A 13,121-nucleotide genomic window follows, 5' to 3' on the forward strand; every position below is an offset into this window, starting at 1 on the left:
GTGGGCCCACGCCCGCAGGGCAGGGGACGAGCGAGAGTCGAGGCATGAGCACAGAGGCCGGGCGCTCGCCGCGCATTCAACTGCTCATCGGCTTCATGTGTGTGGCGATGGTCGTGTACTTCCTGCTGCTCGGCCGCATCGCCTGGGCCTTCATCACATCGGGCAGCGGTGCGGCGATCGGGCTCGGCCTGGCGATCCTGGTCATGCCGCTCATCGGAACGTGGGTCATGGTGAGCACACTGGCGGCCGGTCTCGCGCATCAACGGCTGGCGCGACTTGCGCGCGAGGTCGGAATGGAGCTCGACGTGAGCGAGCTGCCACGGATGCCGTCGGGCCGAATTCAGCGCGACGCGGCCGATGAACTGTTCGAGACCGTGCGCGATGAGCTGGAGAAGGACCCGGACAACTGGCTGCGGTGGTACCGGTTGGCCCGCGCCTACGACTACGCGGGCGACCGCGGCCGTGCGCGGGAGACGATGCGAAAGGCTGTCGAACTACAGGAGTCGAAGCGATGACCAAGAGGCTGTTGTTCGTTCACCACACGCCATCGCCGCACACGCACGAGATGTTCGAGGCGGTGGTGTCGGGTGCGACCGACCCTGAGATCGAGGGGGTCGAAGTGGTGCGGCTGCCTGCGCTGACGGTGTCGGCGACCGACATGCTCCAAGCCGACGGCTATCTGCTCGGCACGCCCGCCAACCTCGGGTACATGAGCGGTGCGATGAAGCATGCGTTCGATGTCTGTTACTACCCGTGCCTCGACGCGACGCGCGGGCGTCCGTTCGGACTGTATCTGCACGGCAACGAAGGCACCGAAGGCGCCGAGCGCGGAATCGACTCGATCACGACCGGCCTCGGCTGGGCCAAAGCCGCCGATACCGTCGTCGTGTCCGGCAAACCGAGCAAGGACGAGCTGGAAGCCTGCTGGAATCTCGGCGCCACAGTTGCGGCTGCGCTGATGGAATGAGCGACATGGCGGAGATGACGAACATTCGCCGAAAACCGTCAACAACCGTAGTCTCGATGCGCCCATGACTTTTGAAGGAGCGTGCTATGCCAGGTATCGCCGAACTCGCCTTGGGCGCAGCGCCGATCGCAGGTGGGGCATTGTTGGGTGCCGCCGCGGGAAATTTCAAGGGACCCGACGTTCGCGTGGTGATCGCCAAGGACATGGACCTGCTCGAGCGGATTCCGGATGACCAGCCTGAGCTGAAGGCCAGGCTCAAGGCCAGCATCGACGAGCGGATCAACGATCTCATCGAAGCGACGGAAAAAAGCCGGGCACTCCGCGAGGCCGCGATTTCCTATGGCGGCAACTGGCGCGACATCGTGGTTTTCATCTGCGCCGTGTTGTTCACGATCATCTGGTGGAATGTGAGCCACAGCCGCAGCAACTGGCTCGTGATGTTCGTCGTGATGATCATCTTGTCGGTGGTGGCCGCCATTTACGCCGGCCGCGGTATAGCGCGCGCGGTCGGTAATTTCCTGCACCGCAAAGATCAAGAGAATCCCGCGGGCGCACCTGATCAGTAGTGGTAGGTGTCCGACGGGGCGGGGATGTGCCCGGGGTCGTCGACGTCGTCGAACTCCGACGGCTCGATGCCGTATGCGCGGGCCAGGTCGAGGATCTTGTTCGCACGGGCGATGCGGGGAAGGTCGGAGCCGTTGCGGATCTCGCCGCCGTCGCGCTCGAACTCGGTGAAGAACTCTTTCGCCCAGGCGATCTCCTCGACCGACGGCGACAGCCCTTCGTTCACGGTGGCGCACTGGTCGGGCGTGAGGCAGATCTTGCCGGTCATGCCGAATTCCGTGGAGACCGCGGTGGCTTCGCTGAGCTTCAGCGCGCTGGCACCGACGGTGGGACCGTCGATGGCGCTGGGTAGGTGGGCGGCCTTTGCGGCGATCGTGAACCGCGACCGCGCGTAGGCCAGCGTCATCGGGTTGTCGCCGAATCCGGTGTCGCGGCGGAAGTCGCCGATGCCGAACGCCAGCCGGAACGTGCCCTTCGCCGCGGCGATCTCGGTGATCCGCTCGAGGCCGCGAGCCGTCTCCACCAGCGCCACGATCGGTACTCCGGGGAGCCGCTTCGCTGTCTCGGTGACGTGGTCGACGGACTCGACCATTGCCAGCATCACCCCGCCGATCGAGGTACCCGACAGCAGGTCGAGGTCGTCCTGCCACCATTGCGTGCCGAAGCCGTTGACACGGACCCAGTCGCTGTTGCCTTCACCGAGCCACTTGATGACGTTGCTGCGCGCGGCGGCCTTGTCCTTGGGCGCGACGGCATCCTCGATGTCGAGGACCACGATGTCGGCGCGGGAATGGACGGCGGGCGCGAACCGCTCGTACTGGGCGCCGTTGACCAGCAGCCAGCTCCTGGCGAGCACGGGATTGATCCGCGACCCGACCTCAGCGGCGTCTTGGGTGGTGCTGACCTCGTTGTCCACGCGAACATCGTCGCGCACTTCGCCCGCCGGACCAACAGCGGGGGTCTGGCCAGGTCAGACCAGCGAGGCGTCGAACAGTCGCTCTAGTGCAGCCCAATGCCGGTCGGCGGCCGCCTTGTCGTACGGCGGGTTGTCGGGAACCGCAAAACCGTGGCCGGCCGGGTAGAACTCGACCATGTGCTCGACTCCGGCCGCGGTCAGCGCCTTGTCGAGCGTTTCGGCGTGCTCGGTGGTGAAGCCGCCGTCGTTCTCCGCGCCGGCCACGTAGACGGTGGCCGTCATCTTGTCGGCCAGCAGGTGCGGGCTGTTGGGGTCGTCGGTGACAAGGCCCCCGCCGTGGAAGGACGCCGCGGCGGCGACGCGGTCGGGCTGGCGTCCGGCCACGATCACCGACGCCCGCCCGCCCATGCAGTAGCCGAAGACGCCGAAGCGCGAACCCTTCACATCGGGATGCTGTTCGAGGAAGTCGAAGAACGCGGCGGCGTCGCTGGAGATCATGTCTGGTGTCACCGAGCGCACCATACCCATGAGCCGGGTGCGCTCCACCTGGTCGCTGAACGCGGTGCGCATGTCGAAGGGTTTCCAGTCGCCGTGGCGGTAGTACACGTCGGGCAGCAGAACGGCATAGCCCTGGTCGGCGAGGTGCTGGGCCATCTCGCGCATGGTGTCGCGTACGCCGCCTGCGTCGACGTACATGACGACCCCTGGCCACGGGCCGCTGCCCTCCGGGGTGTGCAGGGTGGCGGGACAGGTGCCGTCCGGCGTGCTGACGGAAGCTGAGACACTCGGCATGCTTGTAGTTCTACGCCACCGGTCTGGACGTAAGCTGAACGGCGTGCCGATCGCCACTCCGTACGAAGATCTCCTGCGCGTAGTGCTCGACCGTGGCACCCCCAAATCCGACCGCACCGGTACCGGAACCCGCAGTTTGTTCGGCCACCAGTTGCGCTACGACCTTTCCGCGGGCTTTCCGTTGATCACCACCAAAAAGGTGCACACCAAGTCGGTGATCTACGAGCTGCTGTGGTTTCTGCGCGGCGACTCGAACGTACGCTGGTTGCAGGAGCGCGGGGTCACCATCTGGGACGAATGGGCCAGTGAGACCGGCGATCTCGGCCCGGTATACGGGGTGCAGTGGCGGTCCTGGCCGACGCCGTCGGGGCAACACATCGACCAGATCAGCGCGTCTGTCGAGCTGCTGAAGAAGGACCCGGACTCGCGGCGCAACGTCGTCTCGGCCTGGAACGTCGGCGAGATCCCGCAGATGGCGTTGCCGCCCTGCCACGCGTTCTTCCAGTTCTATGTCGCCGCCGGCAGGTTGTCCTGCCAGCTCTACCAGCGCAGCGCCGACCTGTTCCTCGGCGTTCCGTTCAACATCGCCAGCTACGCGCTGCTCACCCACATGATGGCGGCGCAGGCCGGGCTGGATGTCGGCGAGTTCGTGTGGACCGGCGGCGACTGCCACATCTACGACAACCATGTCGAGCAGGTCACCGAACAGCTCAGTCGTGACCCGAGGCCGTACCCGGAACTTGTTCTGGCGCCCCGAGATTCGATTTTCGACTACACCTACGACGACATCGTCATCAAGAATTACGACCCACACCCCGCGATCAAGGCCCCCGTAGCGGTATGAGGCCTGCTTGCGGGGCCGAATCGTGGGCATGACGCTGGGCCTGATCTGGGCCCAGTCGCCCTCCGGTGTGATCGGCCGCGCCGGCGGCATCCCGTGGCGACTGCCGGAGGACCAGGCCCGCTTCAAGGAACTGACGCTGGGCCACACCGTGGTGATGGGGCGGCTGACCTGGGAGTCGTTGCCGAGCACGGTGCGTCCGCTGCCGGGCCGCAGAAATGTCGTAGTCACCCGGCAAGCTGACTACATGGCCGAGGGAGCGACAGTGGCGGGCAGCCTCGATGCGGCGCTCACCGGGGACGAAGCATGGGTCATCGGCGGCGAGCAGATCTACCTGCTGGCGATGGCTGCGGCGACACGCTGTGAGGTCACCGAGGTCGAGGTCGATCTGCGACGCGAGGACGGCGACGCCGTCGCGCCGGTGCTCGACGAGTCATGGGTGGGGACCACAGGGGAGTGGTTGAAAAGCGGCTCCGGGCTGCGCTACCGCTTCCACAGCTATACCCGGGCATGAGCAGGCTGACCGCGGGCCAGGCGCGCCGCATCGGTGTCGCTGCGCAGGGCTTCGGTGAACCGAAGCCGCGCGGTGCCGTGACGCGCGCGCATCTGCGGCGGCTGATCTCTCGTATCCAGGTTCTGCAGCTCGACTCGGTGTCGGTGGCTGTGCGCGCGCACTACGCCCCGGTATTCAGCAGGCTCGGGCCGTACGACCGTGATGTGGTGGACCGCGCCGCGTGGAGCCACAGCTCGCGGTCTCCTCGGTTGTTGGTGGAGTACTGGGCGCACGAGGCGGCGTTGATGTCGGTCGAGGACTGGCCGCTGCTGCGGTGGCGGATGCGGGAGTACGCCGACGGCCGGTGGGGCAAGGAGATCGTCAAGAAGAACCGGCGGCTGGCCGACGACATCGTCGCCGCCATCGCGGAGCTTGGTCCGTCGACCGCAGGCCAGATCGAGGCGTATCTCGAGTCGGAGCCGCGGGGCAAGAAGGGCCCGTGGTGGGATCGCAGTGAGACAAAGTGGGTTGCCGAGGCGCTGTGGTCGGCGGGTGTGCTGACGACTGCGACCCGGTTGGGGTTCGCGCGGCACTACGACCTGACCGAGAACGTGCTGCCACCGGAGGTGCTGGCGCGGGAGGTCGACGACGCCGAAGCGATGCGCGAGCTGGCGCTACGCGCAGCAGGTGCGCTGGGCGTCGGGACCGAAGCCGACATCCGCGACTACTTCCGGCTGGGTGCAGGGCAGATCAAGCCGGCTCTCGCCAAGTTGGTCGCGGATGGCGAAGTCGAACAGGTCGAGGTCGACGGCTGGAAGGCCCCCGCGTATCTGCGTGCCGGCCAGGTCATTCCGCGGTTCGAGCGGGGCGCGGCGCTGCTGTGCCCATTCGACCCGCTGGTCTGGTTCAGGCCGCGGGCCGAGCGGATGTTCGGTTTCCGCTACCGCATAGAGATCTACACGCCGGCGCCCAAACGCGAATTCGGTTACTACGTCTGGCCGTTCCTGCTGGACGGTCAGTTGGTGGGCCGCGTCGACCTGAAGGCCGAGCGAGCGACGGGTGCGCTCAACGTGGTCGGCGCGTTCACCGAACCGGAGCGGGACGCGGTGCGTGTCGCCGAGGCGCTGGCGGGGGAGCTGCGGTCGATGGCGTCGTGGCTGGGCTTGAGCGATGTGACGGTGGGTACGCGCGGTGATCTGGTTGACGAGTTGCGTCGCGCTCTCGGGTGATCCTTCCGCGACTGTGCGGTCACTGACGCCGTCACGGCGTGTCGTATGAGTACACGCACAGTCGAGTTGGCGACGAGAGTTGTAGTCACGTCGCACTTGTCGTATCCGAGGTCGCGCAGCCCTGCTGTAGCGCGATCAAACGCCGGCGCCTGCGTGCGGGTTTCAGAAGCCGCTGATCGGGGCACTGTTTCGCTGTGCTGACTGCAGTGCTGTTCGGCTTGGCTGCATCAAGCGCGTTGGTCATCGGTTCGGTTGTGGGCGCAAATGGAGCCCGCCCAAACGCGTGACCGGCGTGCTGCTCGCTTTCGCCAGCGGGGCGCTCATCTCCGCGTTGGCATTCGAATTGTTCGAAGAAGCGTTCGCGCTGGGTGGTCCGTTCCGCGCTGGGCTTGGCCTTCTCGCCGGAGCCGCGACATTCGTAGTTGTCGACACCGCGCTGGACAAATTCATCAGCGGTAAGTCGGGACCCGAGGAACGTGAAGTCGTCGCCTCCGGGGCGCGAGGCGGGGTGGGCTTGGCGCTGCTCGCAGCGGTGACGCTGGACGGTGTACCTGAAAACGTCGCGCTGGGGGTGTCGCTGGTTGAGGGCGCCTCGCTTTCCCTGCTGGTAGCGATCTTCTTCTCCAATCTGCCCGAGTCGCTGGTCGGTGCGGTGGCCATGCGGAACTCCGGAACCAGCCCACGCGCTGTTGTCGTGACCTGGACACTGTGTGCGGTGCTGCTGGCGGCGGCAGTCGTGGTCGGTCGGGCGACAGCAGCAGGAATGGGCGAACACGTGCTGGCGGTCGCGTTGTCGTTCGCCGGCGGAGCAGTACTGGCGTCACTGGCCGACACGCTCATGCCGGAGGCCTTCGAGCATGGTCGTCCGCTCAACGCCTTCGCCACCGCAGGCGGATTCTTCCTGTCGTTCGTCCTTGCTGCCTGAGTCAAAGTCGGCAGAACACGCAAATCGGTCAGCGCCGACATCTAAGGCGGTTCATTCGAGACTAGTCAGCGAAACGGGATGTCGTTGTCGGCCTTGGAAGCCTGATATTGCTCCGACAGCGCGGCGTAGACGTCGCGAATGCGCCTGTCCTGCTCGAGCAGCTCGGTGCGCGACGGTTCGGCCTGGGTCTCGACGAGCGCGCGGATCGAGTACGCGGTCCAGAACGCGTTGCTTCGTCGGTACGCGCCGTCGTCGACGCCGAACACTTCGGAGAGGATCTTCAAGTCGTGCGGTATGCCGAAGGCGTCGCGGGAGTCCTCGTAGGTGAAGAAGTAGTAGAAGTTGTCGAAGCCGCACCAGGTGATGGCCGACAGGCACAGGGGACACGGCTCATGGGTGGACAGGAAAACCAGATCGCTGGTCGGCGGCCGCTCGGACCGTTCGTAGAACTGGTTGAGCGTGCTGATCTCGCCGTGCAGCAACGGATTGTCCGTTTCGCTGTTGGTGCCTGCGATGACGACCGAGAAGTCGGACTTGCGCAGCAGCGCCGCACCGAAGACCTTGTTGCCCGCGGCGACACCGCGTTCGGTCATCGGCAGGATGTCGTGTTCCATGACATCGAGGAGGCGGGAGGCCACGGTGTTTTCCCCCATCGCACAACGGTAGCTCCGGCTAATCGTCTCCCGGTGTGTAACGCCGCAAAGCTTCCGCAGAGTGACTCGCGTTAGGGTGAGCCGTGGCCGAGACCGCGCCGCTGCGCGTGCAGTTGCTAGCCAAGACCGAGTTCTTGGCCCCCCCTGACGTGCCGTGGAGCACCGACGCCGACGGCGGGCCCGCTCTGGTGGAGTTCGCCGGCCGGGCGTGCTACCAGAGCTGGTCCAAGCCGAACCCGCGCACCGCGACCAACGCGAGCTACCTGCGGCACATCATCGACGTCGGACACTTCTCGGTGCTCGAGCATGCGGCGGTGTCCTTCTACATCTCCGGAGTGTCGCGGTCGTGCACCCACGAGCTGATTCGCCATCGGCACTTCTCCTACTCGCAGCTGTCGCAGCGCTACGTGCCCGAGCACGACTCACGCGTCGTGCTGCCCCCGGGCATCGAAGACGATCCGGAACTGCAGGACATCTTCACCGCGGCCGCTGATGCCAGTCACGCGACGTACTGCGAGCTGCTGGCCAGGCTGGAGGCCAAGTTCGCCGACCAGCCGAACGCGTCGATCCGGCGCAAACAGGCCCGTCAGGCGGCCCGCGCCGTGCTGCCCAACGCCACCGAGACCCGCATCGTCGTGACCGGCAACTACCGGGCCTGGCGACACTTCGTCGCGATGCGGGCCAGCGAACAGGCCGATGTGGAGATTCGCAGGCTGGCGATCGCCTGCCTGCGCCAGCTCATCGACGTCGCCCCCCAGGTGTTCGCCGACTTCGAGATCGCCACGCTGGCAGACGGCACAGAGGTGGCTACGAGCCCGCTTGCCACGGAGGCTTGACGGACCTGGCCAGATCCAGTCCACGGAAGCATGAACGCAACCGGGTAATCTTGGTGGCCGTGAGCACCAGCGGATTCGACGTGCAGGCCCGGTTGGGCACCGTGCTGACCGCGATGGTGACGCCGTTCAAGCCCGACGGCTCGCTCGACACCGCAACCGCCGCACGTCTGGCCACCCACCTGGTCGACTCGGGCTGCGACGGCCTGGTGCTGTCGGGCACCACCGGTGAGTCGCCGACTACGACCGATGAAGAGAAGATCGCGCTGGTGCGCGCCGTGCTGGACGCCGTCGGCGACCGCGCCCGCGTCATCGCAGGCGCAGGTACCTACGACACCGCACACAGCGTGCACCTGGCGAAGGCGTGCGAGGCCGAGGGCGCGCACGGACTCCTCGTCGTCACCCCGTATTACTCGCGCCCGTCGCAGGCCGGCCTGGCGGCGCACTTCACCGCGGTCGCTGACGCGGTATCCGTGCCGATCCTGCTCTACGACATCCCGGTGCGGTCGGGTATCCCGATCGAATGGGACACGATCCGCGCGCTCGCCGCGCACCCGAACATCGTCGGGATCAAGGACGCCAAGGGTGACCTGAACGGCGGCGGGCTGATCATCGCCGAGACGGGATTGGCGTATTACTCGGGCGATGACGCGCTCAACCTGCCGTGGCTGGCGATGGGAGCTGTCGGGTTCATCAGCGTATGGGGGCATGTCGCCGCCAGCCAACTGCGAGAGATGTTGTCGGCGTTCAATTCCGGTGACGTCGCCACCGCCCGCAAGATCAACGTGACACTCGCCCCGCTCGGCGATGCACAAACGCGGCTCGGCGGTGTGACGATGTCGAAGGCCGGTCTGGGACTGCAGGGCTTCGAGGTCGGTGATCCCCGGCTCCCGCAAATCCCCGCCACCCAGGACCAGATCGAGGCGCTGGCGGCCGACATGCGGGCCGCCGCGGTACTTCGGTAGTGGACATCGACATCGAGCCGCCGGGGCCATTGGCCCCTGGAGGTTTGCGGGTCACCGCGCTTGGTGGCATCAGCGAGATCGGCCGCAACATGACGGTGTTCGAGCACCTCGGCAGGTTGCTGATCGTCGACTGCGGGGTGCTGTTTCCCAACCACGACGAGCCGGGCGTCGATCTGATCCTGCCCGACCTGCGTCTCGTCGAGGACCGTCTCGACGACGTCGAGGCGCTGGTGCTGACCCATGCGCACGAGGACCACATCGGCGCGATCCCGTTCCTGCTCGAACTGCGGCCCGACATTCCGCTCGTCGGCTCGAAGTTCACCCTCGCGCTGGTGGCGGAGAAGTGCCGCGAGCACCGCATCAAGCCGGCGTTCATCGAGGTGTCGGAGGGTCAGAAGTCAACGCACGGAGTGTTCGAATGCGAATACTTCCACGTCAACCATTCGATTCCGGGATGCCTTGCGATCGCGATCCACACCGGCGCAGGCACCGTCCTGCACACCGGCGACATCAAGCTCGATCAGTTGCCGCTCGACGACAACCCCACCGACCTGCCGGGGATGTCGCGGCTCGGCGACAAGGGGGTGGATCTGTTCCTCTGCGACTCGACGAACTCCGAGATCCCCGGCGTCGGACCGTCGGAGAGCGAGGTCGGCCCGACGCTGCACCGGCTGATCCGCGGCGCTGAGGGCCGCGTCATCGTCGCGTGCTTCGCCTCCAATGTCGATCGCGTGCAACAGATCATCGACGCCGCCGTATCCCTCGGGCGTCGCGTCTCGTTCGTCGGGCGATCCATGGTGCGCAACATGGGAATCGCCCGCGAGTTGGGCTATCTGAAGGTCGACGTGGACGACGTCATAGACATCGGCGCGGCCGAAATGATGGCGCCGGAACGAATCGTGCTGATCACCACCGGTACCCAGGGTGAGCCGATGTCGGCGCTGTCGCGGATGTCGCGCGGTGAGCACCGCAGCATCACGCTGACACCCGGCGACCTGATCATCCTGTCGTCCTCGCTGATTCCCGGTAACGAGGAGGCGGTCTACGGCGTCATCGACGCCCTCGCCAAAATCGGTGCCCGCGTCGTCACCAATCAGCAGGCACGCGTGCATGTTTCGGGTCACGCCTACTCCGGTGAGTTGCTGTTTCTCTACAACGGCGTGCGGCCCCGCAACGTGATGCCCGTGCACGGCACATGGCGGATGCTGCGGGCCAATGCGGCTTTGGCCATCCGGTCCGGCGTCGAGCCGGAGGGGATCGTGCTCGCCGAGAACGGTGTCAGCGTCGACCTGGTGGGGGGGAAGGCGAGCATCGCGGGAGCGGTTCCGACCGGGAAGATGTTCGTCGACGGGCTGATCACCGGCGACGTCGGCGAATCGACCCTGGGCGAGCGGCTCACTCTGACTTCGGGTTTCGTCGCGGTCACCGTAGTCGTGCACAAGGGTACCGGCCGGCCGGCCGCGCCCGCACACCTGCACTCGCGCGGCTTCTCGGAGGATCCGAAGGCGCTGGAGCCTGTTGCTCTCAAGGTCGAGCAGGAGCTGGAAGTGCTTGCCGGTGACAACATCACCGATGTCACCCGCATCGCCCAGGCGGTGCGCCGGATTGTCGGCAAGTGGGTTGGGGAGACCTACCGCCGTCAGCCGATGATCGTGCCGACGGTCATCGAGATCTGAACCCGCGCGAGCGAGAAGCCATGGTCATGAATTCGTGTGAGTCACGACCATGGCTTCTGATTCGCAGTCAGGTGCTGCGGTGAACGGTTGTACGCCGCCGCCATCTACGACGCGCGGAGTGGCCGGACGCGCCGGCTCGAAAACACCGACCGGTATGCGCCCGGGAGTTCTCGTCCACCCGGCTTCGGCGGGCTCTGCGGGTGGAGCCACGCACTTGCCGCCGGACCAAATACCGCCGGAGTTCTCGCAGCAGTAGCGGATGTGATCCTCTTGCGCGTTCGGCTTGTCCGGTAATTGATTCTCTCCGGAGTTGACACAACGATCGAATGCCCCGATATCCCACTCACCGGGAGTGTCCGGCAGGGCGCTGGCAACTGCGGGGAGGGCGAGAGCGATGCCTGCGGCGGCGAGTGCCACGGATGCCGCGGTCGAGATGATGGTCTTCATTTCTTCGTTCCTTTCGGTCGACAGGATGTGTCGTGGGAACGAGTCTGTGCGGCACGGCGCCGCGGGGTAAGGGGACGCATGCCCCGCATTTGTGCACAGCAATGCGGGAAGTGACCGCCGGTCGCGCTGGGGGATTAGGGGTCAGCGCTTCTCGCAGTATGCGGTCCATTCCAGATCCGAGGCGGTCAGATCCCGTCCGGCGGGCCGGATGTAGTGCTGCTGGTAGTAGTCGGGGCCAGCCTGTTCGACGAGTCGCCACCCGTGAGTCCGGACGAACGCGTCGATGTCGTCGGGCTCGAGGCCGAATTTCCACACCTGCCGTCGGCGCCGAAAACGGTTGTACAGCACCGCTGCGCCGTACATGTTGGTGCCGTCGATGAAATCTCTGCGGACATAGGTGAAAGTTAGCCGGCTCCCGGCGGGAGCGCCCTGCAGCGCTGCGAGTGTGGTGCGTACGGCGTCCTGGGTCAGATACTGCGTCACGCCTTCCCAGACGAAGAACGTGCGCGCGTCGGAGCGATAACCGTTCTCGGTCAGCGTGCCGATGAGATCGTCGCGCTCGAAGTCCAGCGGCACCAGGTGAACCGAAGCGGGAATCTGGCCGATCGCGCGTTGCGCCGCGGCCTCCTTGCGCGCGATGCTCACCGGCAGGTCGACTTCGAAGACCGCTATATCGGACCGGCGTGTGATGCGGAAGGCCCTGGTGTCCATACCGGATCCGAGGATGACCACGGCATCGACGTCCGCCAGCGCCTCATTTATTTTGTCGTCGATGAAGCGTTTGCGGCATGTGACGATGGTCCACGAGCCGGACACTGTCTTCTCGCCGGCGCGAATTGTCATGCGGCGCAGCAACGGCCAGCGCATCACGCGAACGACCGCGCGTTGCCCCGCGGGCAGGATCGCGGCGGCGAGGTCGTCGTCGACGAGTCGACGGCCCGGCGGTTCGTACTGCTCGATCGCCACCTGCACTATGGGGCCGAAGGCGGTCTGAGCGGCGGGATTTCGCGCCATCAGTGCTTGACTACCGCTCCCGCGTCCACGGGCAGTGTCACGCCTGTGACGTAGCGGGCGGCATCGGATACCAACCATGCCACGGCGTTGGCGATGTCCTCTGCCTCGACCGCAGGCACCGGCATCGCGTTGCCTCCGGCACCGCCGCCCATGCGCTGTAGCCAACTTCGGACGTAATCGTTGTCGATCATGGGGGTGTTGACACCGGTTGGGTGAACGGTATTAACCCGAATGCTATGTCGAGCGAGGATGTTCGCGTACTGCCGCATCAGCCCGACCATGCCGTGTTTGGCGGCGGTGTATCCGAGCCCGCCCGGATCAGGGCTGTTCATGGGCACCAGGCCCGCGACCGAACTGATCAGCACGATCGCACCGCCGTCGCCTTGTTCGACCATCGTCGGGATCGCGACCTCGACGGTGTGGAAGGCGCCGGTGAGGTTGACATCGATCACGTCACGCCAGCCCGCGTCTCCTGTTTCCATCGGAGCGATGCCGGCGTTCGCGATGACGATGTCGAGCCTGCCGAACTGGTCGAGGCCGGCCTGCAGTGCGGTGCTCAAGGCATCGCGATCGCGGACGTCGGCCTCTCGTGCCACGATGCGTGCACCCGCGTCCTCGACGAGTTTGACGGTCTGAGCGAGATCGTCGGGCGTGGCCATCGGATAGGGCACCGACGCGATCTGGTCACAGATGTCGACTGCGATGACGTCGGCGCCGTCGGACGCCAGCCGCACGGCTTCCGCCCGCCCTTGCCCCCGAGCGGCACCGGTGATGAATGCAACCTTGCCGTCGAGAGATGCCATCGG

General features: G+C 66.1%; 16 protein-coding genes. 10 read left to right on the forward strand and 6 right to left on the reverse strand.

The window, feature by feature from the left end:
* Window positions 1-44 precede the first annotated feature (44 nt).
* From C6A82_RS10795 to C6A82_RS10805, 3 genes are all read left to right on the forward strand, one after another.
* Window positions 45-515 (forward strand): tetratricopeptide repeat protein, encoded by a 471-nt coding sequence (locus C6A82_RS10795; RefSeq protein ID WP_105345994.1) that lies wholly within the window; start codon window positions 45-47, stop codon window positions 513-515.
* Window positions 512-967 (forward strand): flavodoxin family protein, encoded by a 456-nt coding sequence (locus C6A82_RS10800; RefSeq protein ID WP_105345992.1) that lies wholly within the window; start codon window positions 512-514, stop codon window positions 965-967. Before C6A82_RS10795 ends, C6A82_RS10800 begins: the two co-directional genes overlap by 4 nt.
* 86 nt (window positions 968-1,053) lie before the next feature.
* Window positions 1,054-1,533: a hypothetical protein gene (locus tag C6A82_RS10805; RefSeq protein ID WP_105345990.1), complete on the forward strand. Its 480-nt coding sequence runs from the start codon at window positions 1,054-1,056 to the stop codon at window positions 1,531-1,533.
* On the opposite strand, the gene C6A82_RS10810 is transcribed toward C6A82_RS10805, so the two are convergent.
* Both C6A82_RS10810 and C6A82_RS10815 read right to left on the reverse strand, forming a co-directional pair.
* Complete coding sequence (locus C6A82_RS10810; RefSeq protein WP_105346025.1) at window positions 1,527-2,447, reverse strand: CoA ester lyase; 921 nt, start codon at window positions 2,445-2,447, stop codon at window positions 1,527-1,529. The genes C6A82_RS10805 and C6A82_RS10810 overlap by 7 nt on opposite strands.
* Window positions 2,448-2,501: 54 nt before the next feature.
* Window positions 2,502-3,239: a dienelactone hydrolase family protein gene (locus tag C6A82_RS10815; RefSeq protein ID WP_105345989.1), complete on the reverse strand. Its 738-nt coding sequence runs from the start codon at window positions 3,237-3,239 to the stop codon at window positions 2,502-2,504.
* A 43-nt stretch (window positions 3,240-3,282) separates the two neighbouring features.
* Between C6A82_RS10815 and C6A82_RS10820 the strand changes: the two genes are divergently transcribed.
* From C6A82_RS10820 to C6A82_RS10835, 4 genes are all read left to right on the forward strand, one after another.
* Window positions 3,283-4,083, forward strand: a complete 801-nt coding sequence (locus C6A82_RS10820) for a thymidylate synthase (protein ID WP_105345987.1) — start codon at window positions 3,283-3,285, stop codon at window positions 4,081-4,083.
* 28 nt (window positions 4,084-4,111) lie between these two features.
* Window positions 4,112-4,594: a dihydrofolate reductase gene (locus C6A82_RS10825; RefSeq protein WP_105345986.1), complete on the forward strand. Its 483-nt coding sequence runs from the start codon at window positions 4,112-4,114 to the stop codon at window positions 4,592-4,594.
* Window positions 4,591-5,802, forward strand: a complete 1,212-nt coding sequence (locus C6A82_RS10830) for a DNA glycosylase AlkZ-like family protein (RefSeq protein ID WP_311101783.1) — start codon at window positions 4,591-4,593, stop codon at window positions 5,800-5,802. Before C6A82_RS10825 ends, C6A82_RS10830 begins: the two co-directional genes overlap by 4 nt.
* 292 nt (window positions 5,803-6,094) lie before the next feature.
* Window positions 6,095-6,727 (forward strand): zinc permease, encoded by a 633-nt coding sequence (locus tag C6A82_RS10835; protein WP_311101784.1) that lies wholly within the window; start codon window positions 6,095-6,097, stop codon window positions 6,725-6,727.
* 65 nt (window positions 6,728-6,792) lie between these two features.
* On the opposite strand, the gene C6A82_RS10840 is transcribed toward C6A82_RS10835, so the two are convergent.
* On the reverse strand, window positions 6,793-7,380 hold the full coding sequence (locus tag C6A82_RS10840; protein WP_105342484.1) for a nucleoside deaminase: 588 nt from the start codon (window positions 7,378-7,380) through the stop codon (window positions 6,793-6,795).
* A gap of 83 nt (window positions 7,381-7,463) precedes the next feature.
* Between C6A82_RS10840 and thyX the strand changes: the two genes are divergently transcribed.
* The 3 genes from thyX to C6A82_RS10855 are packed head-to-tail and all read left to right on the forward strand — an operon-like array spanning window position 7,464 to window position 10,854.
* Window positions 7,464-8,216 (forward strand): FAD-dependent thymidylate synthase, encoded by a 753-nt coding sequence (thyX, locus tag C6A82_RS10845; RefSeq protein ID WP_105342486.1) that lies wholly within the window; start codon window positions 7,464-7,466, stop codon window positions 8,214-8,216.
* Window positions 8,217-8,275: 59 nt separating this feature from the next.
* Window positions 8,276-9,178: a 4-hydroxy-tetrahydrodipicolinate synthase gene (gene dapA, locus C6A82_RS10850; RefSeq protein WP_105342487.1), complete on the forward strand. Its 903-nt coding sequence runs from the start codon at window positions 8,276-8,278 to the stop codon at window positions 9,176-9,178.
* Window positions 9,178-10,854, forward strand: a complete 1,677-nt coding sequence (locus C6A82_RS10855; RefSeq protein WP_105342489.1) for a ribonuclease J — start codon at window positions 9,178-9,180, stop codon at window positions 10,852-10,854. Before dapA ends, C6A82_RS10855 begins: the two co-directional genes overlap by 1 nt.
* A gap of 24 nt (window positions 10,855-10,878) precedes the next feature.
* Here the strand turns inward: C6A82_RS10855 and C6A82_RS10860 are convergent, their stop codons facing one another.
* From C6A82_RS10860 to C6A82_RS10870, 3 genes are all read right to left on the reverse strand, one after another.
* Window positions 10,879-11,301 (reverse strand): hypothetical protein, encoded by a 423-nt coding sequence (locus C6A82_RS10860; protein WP_142405875.1) that lies wholly within the window; start codon window positions 11,299-11,301, stop codon window positions 10,879-10,881.
* Window positions 11,302-11,442: 141 nt separating this feature from the next.
* Entirely contained in the window at window positions 11,443-12,315 is an 873-nt protein-coding gene (locus C6A82_RS10865; protein ID WP_105342491.1) for an SAM-dependent methyltransferase, read from the reverse strand.
* On the reverse strand, window positions 12,315-13,118 hold the full coding sequence (locus C6A82_RS10870) for a mycofactocin-coupled SDR family oxidoreductase (RefSeq protein ID WP_105342493.1): 804 nt from the start codon (window positions 13,116-13,118) through the stop codon (window positions 12,315-12,317). Before C6A82_RS10870 ends, C6A82_RS10865 begins: the two co-directional genes overlap by 1 nt.
* Window positions 13,119-13,121 lie beyond the last annotated feature (3 nt).

The organism is Mycobacterium sp. ITM-2016-00318, from assembly GCF_002968285.2.
In the GTDB taxonomy this organism is placed as follows: Bacteria; Actinomycetota; Actinomycetes; order Mycobacteriales; family Mycobacteriaceae; genus Mycobacterium.